Source organism: Phyllobacterium sp. 01N428, assembly GCF_056399405.1.
In genome coordinates this window covers 26,572-53,420 of sequence record NZ_JBFTRH010000008.1, presented here as the reverse complement: position 1 = coordinate 53,420, position 26,849 = coordinate 26,572, and the positions used below count along the sequence as shown (strand labels likewise).

The window sequence follows — 26,849 nt, the reverse complement described above, 5'->3', positions numbered from 1 at the left end:
AGAGGATGAATGATGAATAGGGTGGCTCCAGCATCGGCGGAAGAGTTCTTGGGCGGCGTGCGCGGCCAGCGCGTACTGGTTACCGCAGGCGGTTCGGGTATCGGATTTGCTATCGCTTCAACGCTATCGGCGCTCGGTGCGCGCGTGGCAATCTGCGACATTTCACAGGCTTTGCTTGAAGAAGCGAGCGCTTCGATGAAGCCGGCTCTCGCAACCGTTGCCGACGTTTCGAGCGAGGCCGATGTCGACCGCATGTTCGATGACGTGTCGGCTTCTTTGGGCGGGCTCGACGCTCTGATCAACAATGCTGGAATTGCCGGACCGACCGGAGGCGTTGACGAGATCAGCACCGAAGACTGGCGGCGATGTATCGACATCTGCCTGACCGGACAGTTTCTCTGCGCCCGGCGTGCAACCCCCCTGCTCAAGGCCGCCGGTGGCGGATCGATCGTCAACATGTCGTCAGCCGCAGGCAGGCACGGTTATGCGTTCCGCTCGCCCTATTCGGCGGCCAAGTTCGGCGTCGTCGGTTTTACCCAAAGCCTTGCCAAGGAACTCGGACCCCATGCGATCAGAGTGAACGCCATCCTGCCCGGTATCGTTGAGGGACCAAGGATTGAAAACGTCATCAACAACCGTGCGAAACAGTTGGGCATATCTCACGACGAGATGACGGAACGCTATCTGCAGAACGTCTCGCTTCGCCGGATGGTCAGCCCCTATGACGTGGCGAATATGGTCGCATTTCTGCTTTCCAATGCCGGGGTCAATATTTCTGGCCAGTCCCTCGGCGTCGACGGCAATGTCGAGACCTTGTGAGGGAAAAATGACGGAGAAAACAGCGATTATCGGTAGCGGCTTTATCGGCAGGGCCTGGGCGATAAGCTTCGCCAGGGCAGGCTATGAGGTCGCCCTGTGGGATCAGTCGTCCGAGGCCGTTGCCAAGGCCCGCGATTATGTTGCCGAGGTCCTCACTGACCTTGAGCGAAATGATCTTCTGAACGGGCATACACCGGAAGCGGTGCTGGAAAGGATTACCCCCGAAGCAGATTTGGCAAGGGCCCTGGACGGTGCGATCCACATCCAGGAAAACACGCCCGAAGACGTCAAGATCAAGATCAAGGTTTTCTCCCAGCTCGACGAGGCGGCCAGTCCTTCTGCGGTGATCGCCAGTTCAACGTCGGCGCTGTTGCCGTCGAAATTTACCGAACATCTGGCCAACCGCCATCGCTGCCTGGTCGTCCATCCGATCAATCCACCCTACCTGATACCAGCGGCGGAGGTCGTGCCCGCACCATGGACATCGCCAGACGTGGTGGAGCGGACGCGTGCATTCCTGGTCGCTGCCGGTCATGCACCGCTTGTGATGAAACGCGAACTGGATGGGTTCATCATGAACAGAATGCAGGGCGCATTGCTCGAGGAAGCTTTTCGGCTTGTCGCTGACGGCTACGCCACGGTCGAGGACGTCGATATAGGCATCAGAGACGGTCTTGCCTTGCGCTGGTCGTTCATGGGGCCGTTCGAGACGATCGACTTGAATGCTCCCGGCGGCGTTCGCGACTATGTGGAAAGATATCAGATTATCTACGAGCGGTTGTTCCCGCAGATGCAGCGCCGCGTCGACTGGGCCGGCGACGTGCTGGAGACCGTGGAATCCGGCCGGCGCGAGAAGCTGCCCAAGGAAAAGTTGGTGGAACGCCAGGTCTGGCGTGACCGCCGCCTGATGGCACTCGCGGCACACAAGCAAAAATCAACGCAGGAGTTCGGACGATGAGCGAGACAGCGAGAGTGACCGGAGGATCAACGATCAAGGGCAAGGTCATCATCACCTGCGCCATCACGGGTGCGATCCACACGCCGACGATGTCCCCTTATTTGCCGATCACACCCGACGAAATCGCCAAGGAAGCGCTGGCGGCAGCAGATGCCGGGGCTGCGATCCTGCATCTGCACGCGCGTGACCCTGAAACTGGCAAACCGGACCAAACGCCTGAAGCTTTCGCCAGGTTTCTGCCCCGGATCAAGCAGAACACGAAGGCCGCGATAAACATTACGACGGGTGGCAGTCCCTATATGAAGGTCGAGGAGCGGGTCAAACCGGCAGCGACATTCAAGCCCGAGGTGGCTTCGCTCAATATGGGTTCGATCAATTTCGGACTTTATCACCTTGTCGACAAATACAAGGAATTCAAGTTCGACTGGGAAAAGCCGCATCTGGAAGCCACCCGGGACCTCGTTTTTCGCAACAGTTTCAAGGATATAGAGTACATTCTGGCAACCTGCTACGACAATGGCACACGCTTTGAATTCGAGTGCTACGACATTGCGCATCTCTACAACCTCGCGCATTTCGCGGATCGCGGTCTCGTCAAGGCACCGTTCTTCGTGCAGTCGGTGTTCGGGCTGCTCGGCGCAATCGGGACGCATCCGGAAGACGTGGCCCACATGAAACGCACGGCAGATCGGCTCTTCGGCGATAGTTTCCGGTGGTCCGTTCTTGGCGCGGGCTCGAGCCAGTTGCGCATCGCTGCTCAGGCCGCGGCTCTCGGAGGCAATATCAGGGTTGGCCTTGAAGACAGCCTGTGGGCGGGGAAGGGTAAACTCGCCAAGTCGAATGCCGAACAGGTGTTGCTCGCACGCAAGATCATCGAAGGCCTCGGCATGGAGGTGGCAACCCCCGATGAGGCTCGCGAGATTCTTCAACTCAAGGGAGGCGACAAGGTCGCGTTCTAGGAGAGAGCCATGTTGCGCATCGAAGTTTTCAGCAGCGACCGGAATGAGCTCGGTGAGGGTCCTCTATGGGATGTCGAACAGCAACGGCTTTACTGGATCGACTCATACGCGCCGGCCGTTTATTCCTGCGATGCAAATGGCGGGGATCGCAAGACCTGGAAAATGCCGGAGCCAATTGGGTCGATGGCCTTGCGCTCCAGGGGCGGAGCGATCGTTTCACTGAGAAACGGGTTTTACACGCTGGACTTTGCAACGGGGTCAGTGGAACTCCTCCACGAAACGCATCCGGGAGAACTTCGTCCGCGGCTGAATGACGGGAAAGTTGATCGCCAGGGCCGCTTCATAGCCGGCTCGATGGATTTCGAGGAACGCGATCCGGTCGGCACGCTTTACCGCCTTGACCCCGATCTGTCGCTTCACACCCTCGATACCGGCATCGTCTGCTCGAATGGCCCGTGCTTCAGTCCCGACGGCGCAACCCTTTATTTCGCCGACACCGGCACACGGAAGATCCATGCATATGCCTATGACACGGCGACCGGCGCTGTAGGCTCGCGCCGCATCTTCACGAGTTTCGAGGGTCTGCGCGGCTTTCCGGATGGCGCGACGGTGGATGCGGAAGGGTACGTGTGGAGTGTCGAAGTGTATTCCGGGCGCCTGATCCGCTTCGACCCGAATGGAGTTATCGATCGCATCGTTGGCCTGCCGGTCCAATCGACCACAAGCATCACGTTCGGCGGGCCGGAACTTGACATTGCGTTCGTAACGTCGATGGCCCGGCCGTTCAACAACCAATACCATCGCGAGCGCGAAGCGGGCTGCATGTTTGCGGTTCATGGGCTGGGTGTCCGCGGATTGCCGGAACCGCGTTTCAAAGGATAGGGGAGCGACATGAAAATAGAAGTGGTGGTAGACGTCAAGACAACCCTCGGCGAGGGTCCGCTATGGGACGTGGACCAGGAACGACTCTACTGGATCGACAGTTTCGACGGACGCGTTTTCCGGGCTACCGCCGACGGGCGTGAACTGCGCGCCTGGGATGTGCCGATGAAAATCGGCTCCATGGCGCTGCGCAAGGATGGAAACGGGGCAATCGTCTCACTCGCCCGGGGCTTTCATCTCCTCGACTTCAAGACAGGCGACGTCGACCTGATTCACGATCCTGAACCCGATAAGCACGAAAATCGCATCAATGACGGCAAGGTGGACAAGCAGGGCCGCTTCGTTGCGGGCTCGATGGACACGATGGAGAGCGGTCCCAATGGCGCGCTTTACCGGGTCGATTCCGATTTGAGCGTTCATACCCTCGATGACGGCATCATTGTTTCGAACGGTCCGTGCTGGAGCCCGGACGGAAATACATTCTACTTCGCGGATTCCTGGTCGGGCGAGATCTGGGCCTATGATTACGACCAGGCCAAAGGGACAGTCTCCAATCGCCGGACGTTCGTGAAACTCGACACATCGACGGGCGGCGCTGCCGACGGTTCCACGGTGGATGCCGAGGGATGCTTGTGGAACGCTCAAGTCTATGACGGGAAGGTGATCCGCTACAGGCCGGACGGAACGGTGGACCGGGTCATTGATATGCCGGTGAAAAAAGTGACCAGTGTCATGTTCGGCGGACCGAACCTCGACATTCTTTATGTAACCTCCATGGCAAAGCCACCGCTGCCGCGCTTTCCGGGAGATGGGGTTCTACGTGGTAGCCTGTTTGCGATTACTGGGCTTGGCATCAGGGGCGTTCCTGAGATGCGTTTTGCCGGCTAATAAAGGCGCTCTCCGGTTCCTCTAGGTTCCCGCTGCGACAGGCGTTATACGACACCGATGCGATTGTGAGGATCAACGACCGCGAACGGTGAAACGCCGCAGGTAAAGCTCCAATACGCAGACGAGATCAGACCCAGCATCCGGCTGGGTCAACGTTTCACGTTGCGCTATCCGTGAAGATGCCAAGAAGCAGCGGTTTGCAATAAATTGTTGACAATAAGCAATCTGCAATCTATCTCCTGTTGAAACAGGAATAGGCGGATGAATCAGACAGCCTTCGAAATTCTCAGGTCCACGTCCCTTCCGGGACTGTTGGAACAGGAGATCGAACGATTCATTCTCGACGGCGAGGTAGCGCCTGGCGGTCATTTGAATGAAAAGGAGATTGCGTTCCGGTTCGGCATCAGCCGCGGACCCGTCCGCGAAGCACTCCGATCGCTCGAGTCGTCAGGTCTCATCGAGCAGGTCCCCAACCGGGGCTTCTTCGTCCGCCGGCTCAGCGCAGCGGAAGCATCCGACGTTTATGACGTGCGCACGGTGCTCTTCGGCCTTGCCGGAAAGGTTCTGGCAGAACGCGCAAGCGACGATGATATTGCAAGGCTGAGGCGCTTCGTCGATGACATGGACGAAGCCATCGGCGCGGATGACCATGCCCGCTATATCTCGCTTAATTTCGCCTTGCATGAATTCATTGTCGTTCAATCAGGAAACGAAGTTCTGGCGCAGCAGTATCTGACGCTGGTCAAGCAGCTCAGGCTCCACCGGGCCCACAGCCTGATGCACGGCGACGCGACCCACGCTTCCAACCTGGAACATCACATGATGGTCGATGCCATCGCCGCTCGCGACCCGGTGCAGGCCTTCAAAGCTCACGCCAACCACGTCGAGACGGCGAAGGGCCGGCTCATGGCGGCGACAAACCCCCTTGCATAGCACTGGAGATATTTGTGACTCCCTCACTCGACATTACGGCCCAGGCCATACGTTTCATAGAACGCACGACCTATGCGGATTTGCCGGAAGAGGCGCTCATTATTGGCCGGCGTTGCATGGTCGATACGGCGGGCCTGTATCTGGCCGGCAGCCGCGAAGCTTCGGTTGAAATCCTTATTGGCGATGCACTGGATCAGGCTGGGCGCGAGGATGCGCCCCTGCCAGGCGCCGGGACGCAGAAGGTTCCGGCCCCCCTGGCCGCGCGCGTCTGGGGCACCGCCGGACACGCCCACGATTGGGATGATACGCAGGTTTCGCACGATCCGGCCCATGTCTACGGCCTGCTCACGCATCCGTCTGTTCCACCCCTGACCGCCGCGCTTATCATTGCCAGCCGCGAAGGGATCGTGGATGGGCGTGAACTGATGCTCGCTTTCCAGGTGGGTTTCGAAGTCGAATGCAAGATCGCGGAATGGATGAAACCACGCCACTATCGACGCGGTCACCACACCAGCGGTACCGTCGGCACGTTCGGGGCGACGGCGGCGGCTGCGAAACTCCTCGGCTTGAAAGGCGACGCGCTCGCACACGCGCTCGGATTGGCCGCAAGTTTTGCCGCTGGCATACGCGCCAATTTCGGCACCATGACGAAGCCGCTCCATGTCGGCCGAGCCTGCGAGAATGGCGTAACCGCAGCCCTGCTTGCCGCACGCGGCTTTGAGGCGGACCCTTCAGTCCTCGACGGTCAGTGGGGTTTCTTCTCGGTGATGGGCGAGGGTCTCGATCCGGACAAGGCAGCTGCGGGATTTGCCGCGCCTTTGACGATCATCGAGCCCGGCGTCAGCATAAAGCCGTACCCGTCGGGCATTCTCACGCATCAATCAATGGATGCGATGTTGAAGCTGGTTATAGACCATGATCTCAAGCCTGAAGAGGTAGAGCGCATCAGGTTCTTTGCCGGCAAAAATATCATCGAACCGATCCGCTATCCGATTGCGCAGAACCATCTTCAGGCGAAGTTCTCCATGCCCGCACTGCTCGCCATGATCATCCTGTGCCGGCGGGCAAGCCATCATGAATTCGAGGACAGCTTTGTTGCCGGCGAGGCTATGCAGGATCTTCAGGCACGAACCGACGTTATAAACGATCCGGCTATCGACGCGGCGGGGTACGACCGCATACGGTCGCGCATCGAAGTGGTTACGAAGGACGGCCGGACATTGGTGCAGGAGGCGGACGAGCGCTATCGGGGCGGCCCGTCCAACCCGATCAGCGATGCCGGTCTGGACGACAAGTTCCGCATGTGTGCCGAGGGCGTCATTGATCGTGAAGCGCAGGAAGAATTGCTGGCGCTGGTCCGAAATATCGATGCCGGCGCCGACGTCGGTCGCTGCATGGAATTGATCAGCGGGGAAGGAAAAGCCCCGTGAACTGAGTTTGAGGAAGCCGTTCTGGAGAAACGGTAGCTAAATGGGAGAGAGAAATGACATTCATCAAGTCTATCGGCCAGGCAGTGCTTGGCCTTGCCACGCTAGCGATTGTTTCCGGCGCAAATGCCCAAGCTGAACCTCTGCCATACCCGAACAAGGTGGTGACGCTGGTGACGCACTCAAGTCCCGGCGGTGGCAGCGACGTGTTCCTGCGCGAAATGACCAAATATCTCGGCAAGTACATCGACGCCACCTTCATCGTGGAAAATGTCCAGGGTGGCAGCGGCGCCAAGGCCATGGCTCGGGTTGCAAGCGGGCCAGCCGACGGGAGCGTCTTCTACGCGACGACGCCGACGTACATCTATACATCCTTGATGAGCAAGCCGCAGAGCACCTACAAGGACATGGATCCGCTGGTTAACATCTTCGCCGACAGCGAAGTGATCTACACGCGTACGGATGGGCCCTACAAGTCGCTGAAGGACGTGATCGAACATGCCAAGAAAGAACGCGGTCGGTGGGGGGCAGCCAATCCGGCATCCCTGGAACGGCAGGCGGCCGAGCAGCTGAAGCGCGCCGCAGGCGTGACACCTGCGATCGTCACCCATGAGGGCGGCGGCGACATGATGCTCAATGTTCTCAACGGCACGCTCGACATCGGCATTGGCGAGATCCAGGAGCTTCGATCGCAGCTCGATGCCGGCAAGATTACGTTGCTCGCTACATTCAATCCTGAACGCATCACCGAAAAGCCCGATGTGCCTACGGTAAAGGAATTGGGCTACGACGTCAGCCTGGTGAAATTCCGTGGCCTCGCTGGCCCCAAGGGCGTTCCGGATGCCACCAAGGCGGTCTGGGACGAGGCGATAAAGAACCTGCTGGCCGATCCGGAATACAAGAAAGCCTATACGGCCGAAGTGCTCGTTCCCCAGTTGATCGGCGAAAAGGACTATCCGGCATTCATCAACAATTTTGCCACGTCGACCGAGGAATTCCTGAAATCGACGGGCGCCATCAAGTGAGATTGATCGCGGGGGCTGGCGAAAAGGCTGGCCCCTCGTCGATCATCGTTAAGGGTTGATCCCATGAGAAAAGACCTTATCAGCGGCCTCGTTCTCCTTGCTGGCGCAGCTACCTACTATGCCTGGGCAGGTGAAATCGCCGACAGCACTTTGTCGGATGAGGTTGGCGCGGCCGGACTGCCGCATGTGCTTGCCATCGTACTTGCCATCCTCGGAATACTGCTTATCGGGCGGACGTTGCTCGCAAGCCAGGCGCGCCCGGTGACGGCGGGTGCGGATGACGATGAAGGAGACGCGCGTCTTCCGCGTGCCGTCGGCTTCCTGTTGTTCGGGGCTGCCTATGTGATCCTTTTGCCTTTCGTCGGCTACGTCATCGGTACCGCCCTCCTCATCGGGGGGGTCGCGCTTTATGAAGGCGCGCCGCGCACCTGGGTCGTCCCGGTGGCGGCCATTGGCGGCGGCATTTTCTACTGGGCCGTCTTCGTCAAACTGCTCGGGGTCCACCAGCCGGCAGGTTCGCTGGTACAGGGGTTATTCTGATGACGACGATTATGGACATAATCAGGCTTCTGACGGAAACGCCGCTCATTTTCGTTTCCATCGCCGGCCTCACCTGGGGCATTCTCGGCGGCGCCCTGCCGGGTATTTCGGCTTCCATCACCATGGCCCTGGTTTTGCCGTTCACCTATACGATGGATCCTGCGCAGGCGATCGCCTTGCTCGCCTGCGTCTATATCGGCGCCGAGTATGGCGGCTCGATCCCGGCGATCCTGATCAGGACGCCAGGCACCAATTCTTCCGCGGCCACTGTGATCGACGGTTACGAACTCAATCGCCAGGGTCGCGCCGGCGAAGCGCTGGGCATTTCCCTGATGTCAGGGGTGATCGGCAGCCTGTTCGGCCTCGCAATGCTGATAATGCTGACGGAGCCACTGTCGTGGCTGGCGCTGGCATTTACGCCTGCCTCCTATTTCGGGCTCGGTATCCTTGGCCTTAGCGTTATTGCATCGATGAGCGGAGGCTCGCTGATCAAGGGTCTTGCGGCTGCAACTGTCGGCCTGATGATCGCAACAGTCGGCACCGATCCGATATCCGGCGTGACACGCTTTACCTTCGACATACCCGACCTCTTGGGCGGCGTCGAACCGGTGCTGGTGATGGTCGGCCTCTTTGCGTTGACCGAGTTGATGAGCCAATCGGGATCGACCAACACGGCGCAGCTCAATCAGAAAATCAAGATCAAGCTGCCAAGCCTTGCTGTCATGAACAAGCTCAAGCGTTCGCAATTCATCGGCTGTGTCCTGGGCTTGTTCGAGGGGCTCACCCCCGGCGGCGGCGGTTCGATTGCAGCGTTCATGTCCTATAACGAGGCAAAGCGCTGGTCGAAGACACCGCATTTGTTTGGCAAGGGGTCCGAGGAGGGCGTCGCTGCGCCTGAGGCCGCCAATAACACGGTGGCAAGCACCGCGCTGATCCCGCTTCTCAGCTTCGGCATCCCGAGTTCCAACTCGACGGCGGTCTTGCTTGGCGGCCTATTGATGCACGGGCTGATTCCTGGACCGCGCCTGTTCGAACAGAGCGCCCAGGTGATCGACAGCATTTACGTCGGCTCGTTCATCGCGATCATTGCGCAAATCGGTGTCGGTATCATCATCCTTCCGGCCTGCATTTGGCTGGTCAATCGTCCGCGCCCCTACCGCGCTGGCTTCATCTTCGCGCTTATCCTGTCGGGCATTTTCACGCTGAACAACAGCCTGTTCGACCTTGGCATCGCACTCGCGCTTGGCCTTGTCGGCTTCCTTATGCGCATCGCCGGATTCCCGGTCCTGCCGATGATTCTTGGCGTCGTGCTTGGCCACATGGTTGAATCGAGTTATCGCCGCTCGCTGGTGCTTTCGGGGGGTGACCACATGATCTTTCTTCAGGATCCCATCGCCGTGGCGCTGCTTTCCATCGCGCTCATATTCGTCGTTTTCTCGCTTAGCCGCGAGGTGCGCGACGCCCGCAAGACCAGAATAGAGGAAGCCCGTTCATGAACCAGACCGTTCCCCCAGTGTTGCCCGTCGCGGCAAGACTGGCGAATTTTGCCGCGGAATGCACACCGCCGGCCGCCGTCGAGGCAGTCAGCCGGCGGCTCCTCTTCGATATTGTCGGTCTGGCCGTTGCTGCCCGGGGCACCGACTATGTCGGAGCAGCACTGGCAAGTGCCGTGGATGCCGGAAGCTGCACCGCTTTCGGTCATGAACGCCAGCTTGGGCTTTACGATGCCGCGCTCGTCAACGGCACAGCCGCACACGGCGAAGATTTCGACGACACCTTCGAAGGTGGCCCGATCCACGCGGGCGCAGTGGTTGTCTCCGCGGTCCTTGCGATCGCCGAAAGGCGCGGACTTGACGGTCGCGCCGCCATGCGCGGCATCGCGGTGGGCGCGGAACTCATGTGCCGAATGAGCCTGGTAGCACCGCAGGCAACGCACAAGGCGGGCTTTCATCCGACTGCCATATTTGGCGCGCCGGCAGCGGCGGCGGCTGTCGGTGCAGCGCTGGGGCTAGGGCCCGACGTGATTGGCAGGGCCCTCGGAATTTCGGGCAGCCTTGCTTCCGGCATCATCGAGTATCTTGCAGATGGCAGCTCGACAAAGCGTCTGCATGCGGGCGCTGCAGCGCAGGCCGGCGTGCGAGCCGCCCTGCTCGCAGAAGCCGGCTTCACAGGTCCCATAAGTGTTTTCGAAGGTTCACATGGAATGTACAGGGCCTTTGCTCCGTCTAAGGCACCCGATTTCATGCCGTTGCTCGAGGGGCTGGGCAAGCAGTGGATCGTCGAGACGCTGGCGTTCAAACCATACGCCTGCGGAACCATGACCCAACCCTTCATCGACTGCGCCAAGAAGCTGGCGGCGCTCGGTATCGGCGCCGAGGACATTGCATCCATCGTCTGCAAGGTAGGGGAGGGCACAGTTCATCGTCTATGGGAGCCATTGGCCGAAAAACAAAGGCCGCCGAATGGTTATGCCGGCAAGTTTTCGACACCCTATTGCATGGCAGTCGGATTCCTGGACGGGGAGGCCGGGCTGGGGCAGTTTACCGATGAGCGGGTCCGCGATGCCGCGATCCGAGCGCTGGCAGCCAAGATCTCGTATGAAATCAATCCGGCCGATCCCTATCCGTCCAACTTTACCGGCCATCTCAAGGCGATTTTGAAAGACGGCACGGTTCATGAATTCCACCAGCCCTATATGCGCGGCGGAGCGCGCGAACCCTTGCCTGACGCCGAAATGGAAAGCAAGTTCGAAGCGAATTTGCGCTTTGGTGGCCTGCGGGAGCGCAGCATTACGGCGCTGCGCGCATCCCTCGAACAAATCGCGGCTGGCGGCCCTATCGATCTGGCGGGAGCACGCGCATGAACGCGGATCATGCAACGCACCGGGAACTCGACGGACAGGTGGCGCTGGTAACCGGCGCCTCGCGCAACATCGGTCGGGCGATCGCCCTTGCCCTGGCTGACGCCGGTGCCGGGATCGCGATTGTGGCCAGATCGGATCAGGGGGCGGCGGAGGCTGTCGCGCGCGAGGTCGAGCAACGGGGCAGCCGCGCCGTCGTCCTTCTTGGTGATGTGGCGAATGAAGCCGATGCCGACCGCCTTGTCGGGCTTGCGGCCGCACAACTCGGGCGCCTCGACATCCTCGTCAACAATGCCGCCATACGGCGCGAGGCTCCCATTGAAGCCTTGTCGTTCGAGGATTGGCGGGAAGTGATGAGCGTGACGCTCGATGGCGCGTTCCTCATGAGCCGCGCGGCGATCCCCCATTTACTCTCCGGCGGACGGGGCACCATCATAAACATCGGCGGGTTGACGGCCTATACGGGCGCGGTGCACCGCGCCCATGTCATATCGGCCAAGGCTGGGCTCGACGGTTTCACCAAGGCGCTGGCCCATGAACTTGGACCGCGTGGAGTAACGGTGAACCTGGTTTCTCCGGGAATGATCGATACGAACCGGGTGCATGCCTCGTCGGGCGGTGAGCCCGCGCACCACAACACCACGCGCACGCTTGTGGGAAGGCGCGGTACTCCTGAAGAAGTTGCAGCTGCGGTCATGTATTTCGCGAGCGAGCCGGCCCGGTTTGTGACCGGCCAGACCCTGCACGTCAATGGCGGCGCTTTCCTGCCCTGATCCGCCAGGGGTGTGTTGGATTCGAATACAGGCTTGATCCATAGGCGGTGCACCCTCCTGAGGGTCTCAGTGAAAGGACGGCATTGCCCGTGTCAGATCTTTCCCATTCCTTGCCGCCGCCGCGCCTGCGTTCGCTTTTCCTGCTCTGCTTCAAGATAGGCATATTGAGCTTTGGCGGCGGCCTGACCGGCTGGCTGTATCAGGGGTTCGTGCTCCAACATCGCTGGATCGATGAAGATGACTTCGCCAGCAGTCTTGCTATCTCACAGATGTTGCCTGGCGCGAATGTGGTCAATCTGGTCATTTGCATGGGCGAACAACTTCGGGGCCCCATCGGAGCGCTTAGTTGCGTCGTTGGCTTCCTCGTTGGCCCATTCTTCGCCGTCATTGCGCTTTGTCAGGTGTTCGATGCTTTGGCAGGCTTTGCATTGCTTCCCGCCATCTCCGACGGCGTGGCCTTTGCGGCGATGGGTTTGCTGGTCGTCATGTGCATCCATGGCCTTCGGCGGGCAATGCGCTTTCCTCCCTCGGTCGCCATCGTTGTTGTCACCGCATTCCTCGTTGGAGTGCTTGAGATGCCGCTGATACCGGTGGTGCTTGTGCTGGCGCCAATCAGCGTCGCTCTGTCTTGGCGCAGGGCGTGATCGTGCGGTTCGACACACTCATTGCCATAGCCCTCGTGTTCATTCCGTTTTCCCTGACTTCAATCGGGGGCGGCAGCGCAATCGTGGCGGGTATCCAGCACGAGGCCGTGACCGTTCATGGTTGGGTGAGTTCCCGGGAGTTCCTCGATCTTTTTGCCGTGTCGCGGGCGGCACCGGGTCCGGGTATGATGCTGGCAACCGTCATCGGCTGGCGGGTGGCGGGTTGGCTGGGCGCAGCAATAGCGACGCTCGCGCTGTTCGTGCCGTCTTCGATGCTGTGCTATGCGGTGTTCAAATTGACCAACAACCATCGTCAGAAGCGCTGGCACCGTGCCATGCGCGAAGGACTGGCTCCTGTGGGCATTGGACTGATCATCGCCGGAATCATATCGCTGTTCCGGCTGTCGCACGGCGGACCATCGGCCATTGCCATCATTGGCCTCGCCGCCGCCATCTTCCTGTGGATGCCGAGATTTCCGGTGCTCGGCGTGCTGGTTCTCGGCGGCTTGGTCGCTGCGCTCGCCGCAACCGGCTTTTGAACCTTAGGAATCAAGCTGCTTGAAGCGCACCAATTGGCTTGCGAGCTTGATCGCGTTTTCAAAAGCGCCGGTATCGGCAATTCCCTTGCCGACGATATCGAATGCCGTGCCATGCGCAGGCGTCGTAAACACCGTATCGAGCCCCGCCGTTACCGTTACGCCCCGGTTGAAGCCTCGCATCTTCGTCGCGATCTGCCCCTGATCGTGATACATGGCGAGAACCCCATCAAATTCCCCGGCAAAGGCCTTCAGATAGACCGTATCGGATGGAAACGGCCCTTTGCAGTCAATACCCTTGGCGGCCATGGCATCTACGGCTGGACGGATAAGTTCGATCTCGTCCGTACCGAAAAGACCGTTCTCTCCGGCATGCGGATTGAGCGCTGCGACGGCAAGGCGGGGTTTTGCTATACCGGCCTTGCGCATCATGGTCGTGGCAAGGACGATCGCCTCCTCGATGGCCGGTCGCGTGATCTGGTCGACGGCCTGGCGCAACGAGACGTGCGAGGTAACGCGCGACATCCATTGACCGTCGAGCACGTTCATCTCGCTGAAATAGCTGTGATGACCGAGGAGATGGGCGAACATCTTGTGTTCGTCAGGGAATTTCCAGCCGCCATCGTACATGGCCCGCTTGTTCAGGGGAGCAAAGGTTACCGCATCGACCTCGCCTGCCAGGGCGAAGTCGATCGCACGCGCCAGCGTGTCTCCGGTCAATCGGCCAGATTCGGCGCTTGCTACGCCCGGCTCATAGAGCGAGGGATCGGTGTTGCCGAGGTCGATCAGCGGCACGGCGCTATCGGACCAGTCGACGGAAGCCGGAGACTGGTAGGTTCGATATGCAAACGATACGCCGGCCTGGCGTTTTCCGAGATCGAGGGTGCGAGCGTCGCCCACGACAACGATGCGGGCCACATCGGCCATGCGCTGGTCATGCAGGATGCGGGCGGTCTGCTCGGGTCCGATGCCGGTACAATCGCCGGCGGTGAGCGCGATGATTGGACGTTCGCTGTTCATGATTTCCTCATCTGTTCTTCGGGCAGCCGGATGGCCTCGGCGATCGCACGACCGCAGGTGATGGTGTCGGCTCGTCCGCCCAGATCTCCCGTACGCAGCGCCGGATCCATCAGGATGCTTTCTATTGCCGACACGATTGCCGCTGCCGCCTGTGGATGACCCAGATGATCGAGCATCATGGCGCCCGCCCATATCTGGCCGATCGGATTGGCGATGCCCTTGCCGGCGATATCCGGTGCCGAGCCATGGACAGGTTCGAAGAGCGAGGGGAACAGGCGTTCCGGATTGATGTTGCCGGACGGCGCAATTCCAATCGTACCCGTACAGGCGGGACCGAGATCTGAGAGAATGTCGCCGAATAGATTGGAGGCCACGACCACATCGAAGCGATCCGGATTGAGCACGAAATGCGCGCAAAGGATATCGATGTGATACTTGTCCCAGCGCACATCCCCATAGCTCTTGGCCATCTCTTCGACGCGCTCATCCCAGTAGGGCATGGTGATCGAAATGCCATTGGATTTTGTAGCGGACGTCAGATGCTTCTTGGTGCGGCTTTGGGCAAGCTCAAAGGCAAAACGGAGAATGCGGTCGATGCCGACCCGGCTCATCACCGTTTCCTGCACGACGATCTCGCGCTCGGTTCCCGGATACATCTTGCCGCCGATGGAGGAATACTCGCCCTCGGTGTTCTCGCGAACCACGAAGAAGTCAATATCGCCGGGCTCGCGTCCCGCCAGCGGCGACGGCACGCCGGGCATCAGGCGGACGGGCCGCAAATTCACATACTGGTCGAACTCCCGGCGAAACTGCAAAAGCGAGCCCCATAGAGAGATATGATCGGGAACCGTCTCAGGCCAGCCAACAGCACCGAAGTAAATGGCATCGTGCCCGCCAATGAGATCCTTCCAGTTCTCCGGCATCATGCGGCCATGCTCGGCGTAATAGTCGCACGAGGCGAAGTCAAAGCTGTCAAATCTGAGATCGAGGTCGAACCTTTCAGCGACCGCCTTAAGGACGCGTAGTCCCTCCGGCATGACTTCCTTGCCGATGCCGTCGCCGGCGATAACGGCAATCCTGAAGCTGTTTGCAGTCATGAGAATGCGTCCTTATTCGTTGTCGCCGAGGATGGCAGCGCAGACCGCTTCCGTGACCATGTCCGTGGTGGCGCTGCCGCGCAGGTCCGGTGTATGCAATGACGGGTCGGCGGTCACGCGCTCGATTGCCCGCATCAGGCGCGCAGCTGCTGCCGTTTCGCCAAGGTGTTCGAGCATCATCACGGCTGACCAGAAGGTTCCAACCGGATTGGCGATCCCCTTGCCGGTGATATCGAACGCCGAACCATGGATCGGCTCGAACATCGAGGGGTATTGCCGTTCCGGATTGAGGTTTGCCGTAGGTGCAATGCCGATCGATCCGGCAAGGGCCGCTGCAAGATCGGAAAGAATATCGGCATGAAGATTGGTCGCGACGATCGTATCGAGAGAGGCAGGATTGAGCGTCATGCGCACCGTCATTGCATCGACGAGCATCTTGTCCCAGGTCACGTCGGGAAATTCGGCTGAAACGTCCTTGGCGATTTCGTCCCACAATACCATGCCGTGTCGCTGTGCATTTGATTTGGTGACGACGGTGAGCAGCTTTCGCGGCCGCGACTGCGCGAGTTGGAAAGCAAAGCGCATGATGCGGGTAACGCCGACGCGGGTGAAGATCGAGACTTCCGTAGCGATTTCTTCCGGCAGCCCCCGATGCGAGCGACCGCCCTGGCCGGCATATTCGCCTTCCGAGTTTTCGCGGACGATGACCCAGTCGAGGTCCTTGGCTGTTACGCCACGCAACGGACTTTCGATGCCCGGCAGGATCCTCGTCGGACGGACGTTGGCATATTGGTCGAACGGCTGGCATATGGCGAGGCGCAGACCCCATAGGGTCAGGTGATCCGGCACGTCAGGGGCACCGACAGCCCCGAAATAAATAGCGTCGTATCTCTTCAACTGCTCGATGCCGTCATCAGGCATGAGATGACCATGTTGTTTGTAGAAGTCCGATCCCCAAGGAAATTCTGTGATCGCGGCCTGGAAGTTGCCGTCGCGACGGGCACTTGCATCGAGAACGCGCAGGCCGGCAGCGACCACTTCCTTGCCAATTCCGTCCCCAGGAATGGCCGCTATCTGATGTGTCCTCATGAAAATAACTCCCGCTGCTGCGCTCCCAAGATACTCCGATGCCGAATATTCGCAAGATTGTCAATTACAAACTGTTGACAATTTACCAAAAAGGGCATGAGTTCCTGTACCTGAAAGCATATGCTCGTCTGGACCAAAGCAAGGAGACATATTATGGCGCCGATCGAACCGATATCCGCAATGCCGCCATTCGCTGAAGAAAAGGGAAAGCTCATGCACGGCTTTCGCTATGAGCGCATCCCAACGGCCGGCGCCGAAATCAACGTCGCGATTGGCGGTGAGGGTCCGCCGCTGCTGCTCCTGCACGGCAATCCGCTGACTCATGTGAGCTGGCACAGGATAGCACCGGCACTTGCCAGGCGGTTTACCGTTGTGGCTCCCGACCTGCGCGGCTACGGCGACAGCTCGAAACCGGATGGGGGTGAGGACCACTCTGGCTATTCGTTCAGGGCAATGGGCGACGATAATGCGGAAATTATGTCGAAGCTGGGGTTCGACAGGTTTCAGGTGGCCGGTCACGACCGCGGCGCTCGTGTCGCTTTTCGAATGGGCCTGGACTATCCCGATCGTATCGAGCGCCTCGCCGCCCTCGATATCGTGCCAACCCATCATGCGCTGACAAATGTGACGCTGGGGTGGGGTATCGAGGCCTATCATTGGTTTTTCATGGCGCAGAAGGCGCCATTTCCCGAAAAGCTGCTGACGGCCGATCTCGCCTATTACATCGATTACAAACTGAACAAGAAGGGGGTGGGCCTCGAAATATTCTCCCCCGAAGCAATGGCCGAGTACAAGCGCTGCACCACGCCTGAACAGATACATGCTGTCTGTGAGGATTATCGGGCCACGGTCAGTGTTGACCTTGCAATGGATACCGCCGATTTCGGCAAGAAGACGATCGATTGCCCTGTTCTGGTGCTATGGGGCTCAAACAGCCATTGCGGGCGACACTTCAAACCGCTTGAAGCCTGGAAACCTTGGGCCCCTGATTTGCGCGGCTGGGCAATCCCGACCGGACATTATCCCGCCGAGCAACGGCCGGACATTGTCTATGATGCGTTCGGCAAATTCTTTACCGGGGAAGAGCCGCTGCCTTTTGCCGCCTGAGCATCACCGCCCTCCCGCCCACCTTAGGTGAGCGGTGAGGGCGGGCGACCCTTAACCGATTGCCGCCAGTATGCCTCGGGTCATGCCGGCGGTATCGGCAGTTCCCCGGATATCGCGTGTGCGGGTGGCGGGATCGGCCAGCGCAACGGCTATTGCCCGCTCCATGATCGCCGCCGCCTCGACAGCCTTCGCTATACCGCGGTTGTGCCCGAGCCATTCGATCATCATGCGGGCGGATTCGATCATGGCAAAGGGATTGGCAATGCCCTTTCCGGCGATGTCTGGCGCGGACCCGTGAGTAGCCTGCGCCATGGCCAGATTGCCTTCGCCAATGCAAAGGCCGGGCGCCATGCCGAGACCGCCGACGAGACCGGCCGCTTCATCCGTCAGGATGTCACCGAACATGTTTGTCGTGACGATTACATCAAAGCTCTGCGGATCGCGAATAAGACGCATTGCCATCGTGTCGACGATGACCTCGTCGACTGTGACGTCCGGAAATTCCTTGGCCACCCGATGGCATTCCTCGACGAACATCCCGCAGCCAAGTTTGAACACGGTGTTCTTGTGAACGAGCGTCAGGCGCTTCTTGCGCTGCTGCGCAATCTCCAATGCCGCGCGGGCCACCCGTGCTGAACCGACACGCGTGATAACCCGGACCGAAATGGTGACATCTTCGGTCGGCCGGAATTCGCCGGAACCTGCCACCACATTTCGGTCCGGCTGGAAACCTTCATTGTTTTCCCGCACGATAACAAGGTCGATGCCCTCGTGAATGGCGCCCAGCCCTGGGAAGGATTTTGTAGGCCGGACATTGGCAAACAGATTGAACCCCTTGCGCATGATCGGATGCGGATTGATCGCCCCCGGAACCTTCGGATAGGCCTGGTGTCCGATCGGACCCAGAATGAAGCCATCCATCTTGGCGAGGGTCTCCATGGTACCTTCGGGAAAGGTCGAGCCGTGCGTATCCAGCGCGCTGCGTCCGATTGGCATCGGACGCCAGTCGATCTCGAGGCCGGTCCTCGCGGCAGCGGCGCGGGTGACTTCGACCGCTGCCGGGACGATTTCATGGCCGATATCATCACCGTTCAGTATCCCGATTACGAGATGGGCAGTCATCTGTGCAGTCCTTTCATTCAGATGCGGCGCCGAAGCGACGCGCAAGGTGTTCAAATATTCGAAAGCTGATGAGGATCGTGGTCATGACGACCGCTATTCGCGTGATCTGGAATGCTGTCACGGTTGTCGTGTCGAGGTGCATTGCCGTTGCCGTCAGCACCATTTCGGTGACGCCCGCGGGTGCAACTGCGAGGAGGCTGGTGACAAAGGAAAGGCCCGTTGCAGCCGAAAGCAGCCAGGCCAACCCCATGGCGACCGCAAGCAGAAATGCCGTAGTTGCAAATGCAGAGAACGTCACCCTCGACAAGCGCCCTAGCAAGGAACGGCGAAAACGGCAGCCCAGCCAGATTCCGATGACGACTTGAGCGACCACCAGGACAGTCGAAGGGACGGCAAAGGGGCCGAACCCGAAGCCGGCCACGAGCCCGCCGACGAGCGCAGGAACGAGCAGCCAGGTATTGGGGATCTTCCAGGGGCTCGCCAAATACCCCGCAACGGCCGCCAGGACGTAGAGCGCAACAAGTGGCATTGCCTCGGCCCGGAAGGGTATTGGCACCGCGGTGATGCCACCATCTTCCCCGAAAATGGTGACGAGGAACGGCACGACCGTTACGATCGATGTCACGCGAATAAGGTGGACGACCGCCACCGTGTCGCTGTCGGCGCCCTTCTGATGGGCAACCACGGCCATCTCGGCCAAGCCCGCAGCGGCGGTAGCAAAGAATGAAGTTCTAAGGTCGAGCGCGGCAAGTTTGCTGATCATGAAGGCGGCAATCATGGTCGCGATGATCATCAGGATCGTTGCCGCCAGCATGAATGGCAGCATGGCGATGATGGCGATGACGACCGTAGGGATGAACCGCAAGCCGATGGCAAGTCCCACAGCAACCTGTCCAAGTTCGCGGCCATAGGGTACGGGCGAAATCGGCGCGCTGAGTATCGACGCGCTGGCGCACGTCAGCAGCGGACCGAGAAGATAGGGCAGGGGCATCGCAACCACCCTGGCAGCGATTGCCCCCAATACGCCGATAAGCAGCGCCAGAGCGACCCGGGCGGGAGCGCGGTCGAAGAGTTTTGGACCTTGCCCACGCCAAAGGGTTCCTGAATCGGGCATTCCGGGCCGTTTGTCAGCCGACCGAAATCAGGCGCGATGTCAGATCGTCCAATGACGTCAGCCGTTCGAGGCCGCGGACAAGTTCAACGATCTCGTCAGCCCTTGCCCGTGCCATGCCGGCAAACTCGGCGTTCTCGCGGAATTTATCGGCGACTTCGTCGTAGCTCATGGGGAAAGCAGGGCTGCCCTTGCCGAAATCCGCGCGTCCGGAAATTTTGCGTCCGTCCTTGAGATGGATGTCGATCAATGTCGTCATCAGATGGTAGCCCGCTGCCTCGGCCTCGTCATCGATGACGAAATCGACCTTCTCAATCATTGCCTTGACGTCGTCGCGTTCGACGGCTGCATCTGTGAACTCGTTAAGACCAGCACGACCGTCGAGCAAGAGGATTGCCATGCAGAATTCCATCGAGAATTTTGCCTGCAATTCGTCCTTCGGGCGATGGTGGATAAGGGCGTTCGGCATGTTGGAATTCGTGCCGACACGAACGCGTTCCACATCTTCGGCCCGGATGTCATGCTCCTTGATGAGCCGTAGCATCTCAGTCATTCCGGGATGGGTGAGCGAGCCTGAAGGATGCGGCTTGATGGAAATGCCCGGGTTCGCGAATGTCCACGGGGCACCGAGCTTGTTTAGGATCGCATTCGGGTCATACCCGCCGCCGGCAGCTGAGAAGAACCCCCGGGGCGCCTCGAGAATACGCGCAGCGGCCGTCCAGCCATAGGACGCAAACTGCGCCGCCGCTACGCCGCTTTCGGAGGAACGGCCCGCGTGGAAGGGCTTGGTCATGGTCCCGAAATTCTCGCGCAGTCCGGCGGACTGGCTACCTGCGATCGATAGGGCGCGTTGCGTGGTCGGCACGTCGAAGCCCATAAGCCGCGCGCTTGCGGCAGCCGCCGCAAAGGTTCCGCAGGTCGCAGTGGCGTGAAACCCCGTCTGATAGTGCCGGGGAGCGATCGCCTCTGCGATCTTGCATTCGACTTCCACGCCGAGATGATAGGCGAGCATCAGATCCTTGCCCGTGCCATTGACGAGTTCGGCTACCGCGAGTGCCGCCGGCAATGCCGGTGCGGTGGGATGCGTCAACAGACCGTAGACGCGATCCTTGGCCACGGCGAGCTGCGTGTCGTCATAGTCGTCGGCATGGATGCCGACGCCATTGGCGAAGGCCGCAAAGCGAGGTGCGACCTTCCGGCCGCCACCGATCACGGTTGCCGCACCATCGGCGAGGCCAAGGTCATCCAGGTGTTGGCGAACCAATTCGCCGCTCCTCGCGACTGAACCGGAGAGGGCGAGGCCAAAACCATCAAGTATCGATTTCTTGCCGAGCTCGATAACTTCGCTCGAAAGGTCGTCAAATTTCGTCTCGACAACAAAATTGGCAACGTACTTCGTCAGTTCGGCATCTGCCTGATTATTCTGGTTCATGCTCAATCCTCTTTTGGCGCTGCCTTGCGGCAATTCGAGTTTTGACCATGCTGGTGAGATTGTTAATTGTCAACAGTTTTATGTTGGCAAGATAGTTGAGAAATCGGACAAAAAGCTAAGCAAGCGTTCACGTGACCAAACGTGCGGTCTGGGAAGGGATTTTTGAGAAACGCGGTCCTTAGGTGCCTGTCGGCTGGCCGGCGCGGCGGGTGCGGACGATGCCGTTCAGAATATGCGTACGCGCCGCAATCAGGCTGCGTATCGGGTCGCGTGCTTCGAGCGCATCGACGATAGCGCGATGCTCCTCGTTTGAAATATGCAACACATCGTGGCTCGAGAGCGCACGATACCGCTGAATGTGCAATTCGCGCACAAAGCTCTGATAAATGAGCTCCAGCCGGTTATTGCCGGCCATGTGGGTGATCTGCTTGTGAAATTCGAGGTTGACCGGATAATAGACGTGAACGTCGCCAAGTTTGACGATCTCGTCCATCCGGGCAAGGAGCGCTCTCAGAATCCCGATCTGGGCGTCGGTTATGCGCTCGGCAAGGATCATCGCCATGCATCCGAAAACCCCGGCGCGCGCCTCCGAAAGGTCCTGCGCTTCGTCATTGGTCAGCGCCCGAATGAAGAACCCCCGATTGGGGATGATTTCGATGAGCCCCATCGCCGCGAGCGCGCTGCATGCTTCGCGAATTGGCCCCCGGCTTACGCCCAGGCGTTGGGAGAGACCGTTTTCGTTGACCCGTTCGTTGGGCTTGAGTTCGCCGTCGATGATCATCCGCTCGATCTCGGCCTGGACCACATTTGCAAGCGAGCGGGTGCGGAGAAAATCGATCGCGGACAAATTCTGTGGTGCGTTCGTTGTGTCGGTCATGAGCAAGCCATCGTGACGGGTCTATGAAACGGGTCCAAACTCAGTCCTTTCGAGTTTTGCTCCCAAGCTTTCGTTTAGCAGCAAATGCTTAGGTTGGCGACCCTGCTCGATGGCGGGGTCCACCGCGATTTTAGCACACGATATGCCTTAACCCCGCGCATTCATTTGCGATCCTCCGAGCACTGGCACCCGGTTGGCCACGAAAACGACGGCGAAGGAGGCGGCGAGCAGGATAATGCCGAGAACGCAGATCGCTCCGAGATCACCGCTCTCGTTGAGATCGTAGATGATGACCGAAACCAGCTTGGTATTAGCAGTGGTCAGCAAAATCGTCGCCGAGAGTTCGCGAATGGTGCCGACGAAAACGAAACACCATGCAGCCACCACGCTCGTACGCAGCAACGGTGCCGTGATGTCCCACAGGGTGCGCAACCGTGAAGCGCCCATGATGCGGCCGGCTTCCTCGAGCTCCGGGTGAACTCCCGAAAAGGCAGATGACATCTGCTGGTATCCTGCGGGCAATTCGATGGTCATGAAGGCGATCAACAGGATCCAGATGGTCCCATAAAGCTGGAATGTCGGGTTGGCATAGCTAAGGAAAAGGCCGACGCCAAGCACGATCCCCGGGATCGCCACCGGCGCCGTCGCAAGGACGCCCAGGAAGCGGGAACCCGGCACCGAACGGCGCGTAACGAGGTACGACACGATCAGAGCGATGGCGGTGACCGCCGTCGCCGTCAGGAAGCCAAGAAGGAAGGTGTTGCGCAGAGCAAGCTGCGTCGCCGAAAACTCGAACAGCACGAATCTCCAGTGACTAAGGGTCAGCGTGGAGAGATTGATCGGGTCGCCAACCGTGCCCGTAAAGGCCGTCTTGAGGATGGCAAGGTAGGGCAGGAGGATCGTCAGGCTGAGGATCGAGAACACGAATAAAATGGCGGCCCATTTCCAGCGCCCGAGTTCCGTTACCCGCGGGGTTCCGCTCTTGCCGCCGAGAACGGTGTATCCCTTCCGGCCGAGAATCGACTTCTGCGCGCGCAAAAGGATGATGGTGATGATCAGCAGCGGCAATGCCGCCGCAGCTGCGAGACCGAGACGGGGCGGAAACTGAAACAGACTCCAGATCTTGGTGGTGATCACGTGAAATCCGGCGGGAAGCGCCAGGATGGCCGGCGACCCGAACATGGTCAGCGCTTGCAGGATGGCGATCAATGTCCCCGCGAGCATTGCAGGCAATACCAGTGGTATCGTCACCTTGCGCAATGTGGTCATCGATTTGCCGCCAAGGATCGAGGACGCATCCTCGAGATCCGACGGGACCTTGTCGAGCGCGTTGGCAACAAGGGTAAAAACGTATGGGAAAGTGAAACATGCAATGGCGAAGATCAGGCCGCCGAACGTGTAGATGTTCACCAGGTACTGGGATGAATCGAGGCGGAACACACTGCGGTAGATGATGTTCACAAGCCCGCTATTGGGCGCGGCAAGAATCTCATAGGCGATGGCGCCGAGAAAGGGCGGTGTAACGAACGATGCAGTCACCAGCATGCGGATGATGCGTCGGCCGGGCAGGTCCGTTCTGGCCACCAGCCAGGCCATTGGCGTGGCAACGACGCAGGACAGCAGTCCCACGCCGAGCGCCATGGCAATCGCCAGTCCATATGCCCGCAGCAAGGTCGGATCGGCGACGAGTGCGATGAAATTGTCGAGAGTCGCCCCTCCACCCGTATCGCTACGAAAGCTGTAGAAGGCGAGCCAGAACAATGGCAGGAGTACCAGAACGCTCAGGATGAGGGATAACAGAGCGAAAGTTGGCCATGAAAGGTCGATGCCGCTGCGCCGACCCTGAACCTGAGCGATACTGGTCATGATCAATTATGTCCCGAAATACTTTTCGTAGTTGGATTTGATGGTCTGGATCTCAGGCTCGAGTTTTGCCGGATCAGAATGAAGGATCTTGATCTTGGAAAGCGGGGTGCGCCCCTCCTTTTCCTTCACATCGGGATGGAAGGACCTCAAGCCGCCGAAATCGCTGTTGAGCTGCTGCGCATCGAGCGAGAAAAGATAGGCATAGAACAGCTTGGCAGCATTGGGATGCGGTGCCTGCTTGAGAACGGCCGCATTTCCGACTGCCAGCGGCGTGCCCTCGTCCGGATAGATGATCTTGATCGGCTTGCCTTCATCGATCAGACGAAAGACGTTGTACTCGTTGCCGTCCACCTCGAGAGCACGTTCGCCCTGCGCAAGCTTCTTCGGCGGCTCGGTCGAGGACTGGACTTGCATGATGTTCTGCTTGCCAAGCTTCTCGAAATATTCCCAGCCGAGAAGCTGGCTGAGTACGAAGGTTGAGGTCATCACAGTGCCGCTATAGCCCGGATGCGCCTTCACCATCTTGTCCTTGAAGCGCGGGTCGAGCAGGTCTTCCCACGTTTTCGGCGCCTCTTCCTCTTTCATAAGGTCGGAGCGGTATGCAAGGACGGAAAGATGCGCGCGATAGGCGGCAAAATTGCCATCGGGGTCACGTTCGTCCGCCGGCCATTTATCCGCGACTTCCTGCGGCACCATGGGGGTGAGCCAGCCCTGGCGTTTGAAATATTCGAAATGCACAGCGTCGGATGTTTCGATCACGTCGGCATTGTAGATGCCGGTCGAATATTCCTGGCCGATGCGCTGGAAGACCCGTTCCGATCCGGCGCGTTCCACCTGGACATCGATGCCCGGGTATTTCGTCTTGAATTGCTCAGCCAATTTCTCGGCGACCGCAACGTCGGTGGCCGTATAGAACACGACCTTGCCCTCAGCTTTAGCGGCAGCCTCCAGTTCTGGCGTAATCTGATAGGGGGCTGGCGCCTCGGCAAAGGCCGCGGACGATACCGCGAGCCCCGAAGCGAACAGCGCGGCAGACAGCGCTTTCTTCCACATGCGTAGTTCCTCCCTTATTGCGCGAGCGCCCGGCATTTCTCTGGCGGGAAATGCAGCCATACCTCCTGGCCGACCGGGATCGCGACGTTGACTGGTGCGACGGTGCGCACCATTTCTCCACCGGCGATGGAAACGAGGTAATCCCGGTGCGAACCGAGATAGATCTGCCGAGTAACCGTGCCAATTGTCGTGTTCGTGTTGGCACCGTTCGGCTTGGTCGAGAGTTCAATGTCGTGGTGGCGGATCGAAACCGCTGTCTTTGTGGTGCCGTCAGCCGTGCCGTTGCCACAGCGCAGCACAAGGCCGGACTGACACAGGACGCTTTCTTTGTCGTTTCGCGTTCCGCTGAGGATGTTGGTCCCGCCGATAAACCTCGCCACAAATTCAGTCGCGGGCCGCTCGTAGATGTCCTCAGGCGACCCTGACTGCTCTATGCGCCCGTCATTCATCACCACGATAATGTCTGCCGTGGTCATTGCTTCGGCCTGATCGTGGGTAACGTAGACGGTCGTGTAGCGGAATTCGTCATGGAGCCTGCGGATTTCGAAGCGCATCTCTTCGCGTAAATTGGCGTCGAGATTGGACAGGGGCTCGTCGAGCAGCAGTATTTCGGGTTTTATCACCAACGCCCGCGCCAGCGACACACGTTGCTGCTGCCCCCCGGACAATTCGCCCGGATAGCGGTCCGCAAGCTGAATAAGCTGAGTGGCGGTGAGGATGGTGCGGACGAGTTCGGTGACTTGAGATTGCGGCATCCGGCGCAATTTCAAGCCGTAAGCCACGTTTTCAAAGACTGTCATGTGCGGCCAGAGCGCATAGCTCTGGAAGATCATAGACATGTTGCGGGCTTCAGGCGGGACGGTACCGCGCGATGAAGAGACGACCTTGCCGCCGACGCGTATTTCTCCGCCATTCGCTGGAGCAAATCCTGCGATGAGCCGCAAGGTTGTGGTTTTGCCGCAGCCGGATGGGCCAAGCAGGCAAACCAGCTTGCCCTGATCGACTGACAAATTCACGCCTTTTACGACTGTCAGACTACCGTAGCTCTTCGTCAAACCGTCGAGTTCCAGAAATGCCATCACACCTCCCAAGTGTTGGCGGCAACGTGTTGCCGCTCCTTTGGCCACTGCAGGGAAGGTAGGCAGCAAATTGAAGACTGTCAACAGATTACTATTTTATGGTGCGATGAACTTCTTGTGTTCGCAGACACCGTGCGGAAGCCGCCCGCGTTCCCGCCGCAGTTGGTGCGGCACCACAGGGTATTGAGCTGATAGAAGCGGCTGAGAGGAGTCTGCGGCGATGCAGCGGCGTGGCGCCCAAACGGACAGGCCAAGATCGCCCGGAATTAATTCTCTCGCAAAATGCGATCCATGGCTTTTCCGCGAGCCAATTCGTCAATGAGCTTATCGAGGTAGCGGATTTCCCGCATGGTCGGCTCCTCGATATTCTCCACGCGGACACCGCAAACCACGCCCGTGATCAAGGTTCTCAAAGGATTGGGATGCGGGGCCTCGGCAAAGAATGTTTCAAAATCGGTTTGTCGATCAAGCTGAGCGCGCAACGCAGGCGCGTCATAACCGGTCAACCAAGAGATGATCTGGTCGACCTCTGCCTTTGTGCGTCCCTTTTTCTCGGCTTTGGCAACATAAAGAGGATAGACGCTGGCGAAGCTGGTCGTATAAATCCTGTGTTTTGCCATCGACTCCTCCAGCCCAGCAACACGCCCGCGACCAACCCGAGCAAGGCTTGAAGTTCAAATCGCAATCGGCGTTAGCCAAGGCTGATCGAGGGCTGCCACGCTGTCAACAGCCGCATAAACGATGCGACCCCT

At 59.4% G+C, this 26,849-nt stretch carries 26 protein-coding genes; 15 read left to right on the top strand and 11 right to left on the bottom strand.

The features are described 5' to 3' along the window. The first annotated feature begins 12 nt into the window (after nt 1-12). From AC1DNI_RS18700 to AC1DNI_RS18635, 14 genes are all read left to right on the top strand, one after another. The gene (locus tag AC1DNI_RS18700) at nt 13-819 is read left to right on the top strand and encodes an SDR family oxidoreductase (RefSeq protein WP_477693083.1); all 807 of its coding nucleotides are present in this window, start codon (nt 13-15) and stop codon (nt 817-819) included. A gap of 7 nt (nt 820-826) precedes the next feature. After that, entirely contained in the window at nt 827-1,777 is a 951-nt protein-coding gene (locus AC1DNI_RS18695) for a 3-hydroxyacyl-CoA dehydrogenase (protein ID WP_477692938.1), read from the top strand. Continuing rightward, a complete protein-coding gene (gene kce / locus AC1DNI_RS18690) occupies nt 1,774-2,736 on the top strand; it encodes a 3,5-dioxohexanoate:acetyl-CoA acetone transferase (protein WP_036814903.1) in 963 nt (320 codons plus the stop codon). Before AC1DNI_RS18695 ends, kce begins: the two co-directional genes overlap by 4 nt. Before the next feature lie 9 nt (nt 2,737-2,745). Then, complete coding sequence (locus AC1DNI_RS18685) at nt 2,746-3,618, top strand: SMP-30/gluconolactonase/LRE family protein (RefSeq protein WP_477692937.1); 873 nt, start codon at nt 2,746-2,748, stop codon at nt 3,616-3,618. A 9-nt stretch (nt 3,619-3,627) separates the two neighbouring features. Continuing rightward, nucleotides 3,628-4,506, top strand: a complete 879-nt coding sequence (locus AC1DNI_RS18680; RefSeq protein WP_477692936.1) for an SMP-30/gluconolactonase/LRE family protein — start codon at nt 3,628-3,630, stop codon at nt 4,504-4,506. 261 nt (nt 4,507-4,767) lie between these two features. After that, entirely contained in the window at nt 4,768-5,439 is a 672-nt protein-coding gene (locus AC1DNI_RS18675; RefSeq protein WP_477692935.1) for an FCD domain-containing protein, read from the top strand. A 14-nt stretch (nt 5,440-5,453) separates the two neighbouring features. Next, complete coding sequence (locus AC1DNI_RS18670; RefSeq protein ID WP_027232703.1) at nt 5,454-6,869, top strand: MmgE/PrpD family protein; 1,416 nt, start codon at nt 5,454-5,456, stop codon at nt 6,867-6,869. A gap of 53 nt (nt 6,870-6,922) precedes the next feature. Then, nucleotides 6,923-7,891, top strand: coding sequence for a tripartite tricarboxylate transporter substrate binding protein (locus AC1DNI_RS18665; protein ID WP_027232704.1), 969 nt, complete (start codon nt 6,923-6,925; stop codon nt 7,889-7,891). A 63-nt stretch (nt 7,892-7,954) separates the two neighbouring features. Next, nucleotides 7,955-8,431: a tripartite tricarboxylate transporter TctB family protein gene (locus tag AC1DNI_RS18660; protein ID WP_477692934.1), complete on the top strand. Its 477-nt coding sequence runs from the start codon at nt 7,955-7,957 to the stop codon at nt 8,429-8,431. Beyond that, nucleotides 8,431-9,927, top strand: coding sequence for a tripartite tricarboxylate transporter permease (locus tag AC1DNI_RS18655; protein ID WP_477692933.1), 1,497 nt, complete (start codon nt 8,431-8,433; stop codon nt 9,925-9,927). Before AC1DNI_RS18660 ends, AC1DNI_RS18655 begins: the two co-directional genes overlap by 1 nt. Then, entirely contained in the window at nt 9,924-11,294 is a 1,371-nt protein-coding gene (locus AC1DNI_RS18650; protein WP_477692932.1) for an MmgE/PrpD family protein, read from the top strand. The genes AC1DNI_RS18655 and AC1DNI_RS18650 overlap by 4 nt, the downstream gene beginning before the upstream one ends. Beyond that, nucleotides 11,291-12,064: an SDR family NAD(P)-dependent oxidoreductase gene (locus tag AC1DNI_RS18645; RefSeq protein ID WP_477692931.1), complete on the top strand. Its 774-nt coding sequence runs from the start codon at nt 11,291-11,293 to the stop codon at nt 12,062-12,064. The genes AC1DNI_RS18650 and AC1DNI_RS18645 overlap by 4 nt, the downstream gene beginning before the upstream one ends. Before the next feature lie 89 nt (nt 12,065-12,153). Then, on the top strand, nt 12,154-12,708 hold the full coding sequence (locus AC1DNI_RS18640; protein ID WP_175499074.1) for a chromate transporter: 555 nt from the start codon (nt 12,154-12,156) through the stop codon (nt 12,706-12,708). A gap of 2 nt (nt 12,709-12,710) precedes the next feature. After that, nucleotides 12,711-13,247 carry a chromate transporter gene (locus tag AC1DNI_RS18635; protein ID WP_091924451.1) on the top strand — a complete coding sequence of 179 codons (537 nt, stop codon included), beginning with the start codon at nt 12,711-12,713 and terminating at the stop codon, nt 13,245-13,247. 3 nt (nt 13,248-13,250) lie between these two features. Here AC1DNI_RS18635 and AC1DNI_RS18630 read toward each other — a convergent pair whose 3' ends face one another. The 3 genes from AC1DNI_RS18630 to AC1DNI_RS18620 are packed head-to-tail and all read right to left on the bottom strand — an operon-like array spanning nt 13,251 to nt 16,450. After that, nucleotides 13,251-14,264 carry a PdxA family dehydrogenase gene (locus tag AC1DNI_RS18630; RefSeq protein ID WP_477692930.1) on the bottom strand — a complete coding sequence of 338 codons (1,014 nt, stop codon included), beginning with the start codon at nt 14,262-14,264 and terminating at the stop codon, nt 13,251-13,253. Then, a complete protein-coding gene (locus AC1DNI_RS18625; RefSeq protein ID WP_477692929.1) occupies nt 14,261-15,361 on the bottom strand; it encodes a tartrate dehydrogenase in 1,101 nt (366 codons plus the stop codon). Before AC1DNI_RS18625 ends, AC1DNI_RS18630 begins: the two co-directional genes overlap by 4 nt. A gap of 12 nt (nt 15,362-15,373) precedes the next feature. Then, entirely contained in the window at nt 15,374-16,450 is a 1,077-nt protein-coding gene (locus AC1DNI_RS18620) for a tartrate dehydrogenase (protein ID WP_477692928.1), read from the bottom strand. A gap of 153 nt (nt 16,451-16,603) precedes the next feature. Between AC1DNI_RS18620 and AC1DNI_RS18615 the strand changes: the two genes are divergently transcribed. Then, complete coding sequence (locus AC1DNI_RS18615; protein WP_477692927.1) at nt 16,604-17,557, top strand: alpha/beta fold hydrolase; 954 nt, start codon at nt 16,604-16,606, stop codon at nt 17,555-17,557. A 51-nt stretch (nt 17,558-17,608) separates the two neighbouring features. Here AC1DNI_RS18615 and AC1DNI_RS18610 read toward each other — a convergent pair whose 3' ends face one another. The 8 genes from AC1DNI_RS18610 to AC1DNI_RS18575 form a co-directional block, all read right to left on the bottom strand. Then, nucleotides 17,609-18,679, bottom strand: coding sequence for an isocitrate/isopropylmalate dehydrogenase family protein (locus AC1DNI_RS18610; RefSeq protein ID WP_477692926.1), 1,071 nt, complete (start codon nt 18,677-18,679; stop codon nt 17,609-17,611). Nucleotides 18,680-18,692: 13 nt separating this feature from the next. Next, nucleotides 18,693-19,793, bottom strand: coding sequence for an AbrB family transcriptional regulator (locus AC1DNI_RS18605; RefSeq protein WP_477692925.1), 1,101 nt, complete (start codon nt 19,791-19,793; stop codon nt 18,693-18,695). Nucleotides 19,794-19,806: 13 nt separating this feature from the next. Beyond that, complete coding sequence (locus tag AC1DNI_RS18600) at nt 19,807-21,222, bottom strand: MmgE/PrpD family protein (protein ID WP_477692924.1); 1,416 nt, start codon at nt 21,220-21,222, stop codon at nt 19,807-19,809. A gap of 178 nt (nt 21,223-21,400) precedes the next feature. Further along, a complete protein-coding gene (locus AC1DNI_RS18595; RefSeq protein WP_091951425.1) occupies nt 21,401-22,099 on the bottom strand; it encodes an FCD domain-containing protein in 699 nt (232 codons plus the stop codon). 147 nt (nt 22,100-22,246) lie between these two features. Next, nucleotides 22,247-23,965 (bottom strand): ABC transporter permease, encoded by a 1,719-nt coding sequence (locus tag AC1DNI_RS18590; protein ID WP_051615237.1) that lies wholly within the window; start codon nt 23,963-23,965, stop codon nt 22,247-22,249. A gap of 6 nt (nt 23,966-23,971) precedes the next feature. After that, nucleotides 23,972-25,018, bottom strand: coding sequence for an ABC transporter substrate-binding protein (locus AC1DNI_RS18585; protein ID WP_027232720.1), 1,047 nt, complete (start codon nt 25,016-25,018; stop codon nt 23,972-23,974). A 14-nt stretch (nt 25,019-25,032) separates the two neighbouring features. Continuing rightward, nucleotides 25,033-26,097, bottom strand: coding sequence for an ABC transporter ATP-binding protein (locus tag AC1DNI_RS18580; RefSeq protein WP_027232721.1), 1,065 nt, complete (start codon nt 26,095-26,097; stop codon nt 25,033-25,035). A gap of 266 nt (nt 26,098-26,363) precedes the next feature. Beyond that, a complete protein-coding gene (locus tag AC1DNI_RS18575; RefSeq protein WP_477692923.1) occupies nt 26,364-26,717 on the bottom strand; it encodes a DUF2200 domain-containing protein in 354 nt (117 codons plus the stop codon). Nucleotides 26,718-26,849: the final 132 nt, after the last annotated feature.

Bases quoted from the DNA above. Each gene is read 5' to 3' on its own strand.
- AC1DNI_RS18700 (WP_477693083.1), top strand. From the start codon at position 13: ATGAATAGGGTGGCTCCAGCATCGGCGGAAGAGTTCTTGGGCGGCGTG.
- AC1DNI_RS18615 (WP_477692927.1), top strand. From the start codon at position 16,604: ATGGCGCCGATCGAACCGATATCCGCAATGCCGCCATTCGCTGAAGAA.
- AC1DNI_RS18685 (WP_477692937.1), top strand. From the start codon at position 2,746: ATGTTGCGCATCGAAGTTTTCAGCAGCGACCGGAATGAGCTCGGTGAG.
- AC1DNI_RS18605 (WP_477692925.1), bottom strand. From the start codon at position 19,793: ATGCCCGATTCAGGAACCCTTTGGCGTGGGCAAGGTCCAAAACTCTTC.
- AC1DNI_RS18680 (WP_477692936.1), top strand. From the start codon at position 3,628: ATGAAAATAGAAGTGGTGGTAGACGTCAAGACAACCCTCGGCGAGGGT.
- AC1DNI_RS18590 (WP_051615237.1), bottom strand. From the start codon at position 23,965: ATGACCAGTATCGCTCAGGTTCAGGGTCGGCGCAGCGGCATCGACCTT.
- AC1DNI_RS18595 (WP_091951425.1), bottom strand. From the start codon at position 22,099: ATGACCGACACAACGAACGCACCACAGAATTTGTCCGCGATCGATTTT.
- AC1DNI_RS18665 (WP_027232704.1), top strand. From the start codon at position 6,923: ATGACATTCATCAAGTCTATCGGCCAGGCAGTGCTTGGCCTTGCCACG.
- AC1DNI_RS18655 (WP_477692933.1), top strand. From the start codon at position 8,431: ATGACGACGATTATGGACATAATCAGGCTTCTGACGGAAACGCCGCTC.
- kce (WP_036814903.1), top strand. From the start codon at position 1,774: ATGAGCGAGACAGCGAGAGTGACCGGAGGATCAACGATCAAGGGCAAG.
- AC1DNI_RS18630 (WP_477692930.1), bottom strand. From the start codon at position 14,264: ATGAACAGCGAACGTCCAATCATCGCGCTCACCGCCGGCGATTGTACC.
- AC1DNI_RS18600 (WP_477692924.1), bottom strand. From the start codon at position 21,222: ATGAACCAGAATAATCAGGCAGATGCCGAACTGACGAAGTACGTTGCC.
- AC1DNI_RS18620 (WP_477692928.1), bottom strand. From the start codon at position 16,450: ATGAGGACACATCAGATAGCGGCCATTCCTGGGGACGGAATTGGCAAG.
- AC1DNI_RS18675 (WP_477692935.1), top strand. From the start codon at position 4,768: ATGAATCAGACAGCCTTCGAAATTCTCAGGTCCACGTCCCTTCCGGGA.
- AC1DNI_RS18695 (WP_477692938.1), top strand. From the start codon at position 827: ATGACGGAGAAAACAGCGATTATCGGTAGCGGCTTTATCGGCAGGGCC.
- AC1DNI_RS18610 (WP_477692926.1), bottom strand. From the start codon at position 18,679: ATGACTGCCCATCTCGTAATCGGGATACTGAACGGTGATGATATCGGC.
- AC1DNI_RS18625 (WP_477692929.1), bottom strand. From the start codon at position 15,361: ATGACTGCAAACAGCTTCAGGATTGCCGTTATCGCCGGCGACGGCATC.
- AC1DNI_RS18580 (WP_027232721.1), bottom strand. From the start codon at position 26,097: ATGGCATTTCTGGAACTCGACGGTTTGACGAAGAGCTACGGTAGTCTG.
- AC1DNI_RS18650 (WP_477692932.1), top strand. From the start codon at position 9,924: ATGAACCAGACCGTTCCCCCAGTGTTGCCCGTCGCGGCAAGACTGGCG.
- AC1DNI_RS18575 (WP_477692923.1), bottom strand. From the start codon at position 26,717: ATGGCAAAACACAGGATTTATACGACCAGCTTCGCCAGCGTCTATCCT.
- AC1DNI_RS18645 (WP_477692931.1), top strand. From the start codon at position 11,291: ATGAACGCGGATCATGCAACGCACCGGGAACTCGACGGACAGGTGGCG.
- AC1DNI_RS18660 (WP_477692934.1), top strand. From the start codon at position 7,955: ATGAGAAAAGACCTTATCAGCGGCCTCGTTCTCCTTGCTGGCGCAGCT.
- AC1DNI_RS18585 (WP_027232720.1), bottom strand. From the start codon at position 25,018: ATGTGGAAGAAAGCGCTGTCTGCCGCGCTGTTCGCTTCGGGGCTCGCG.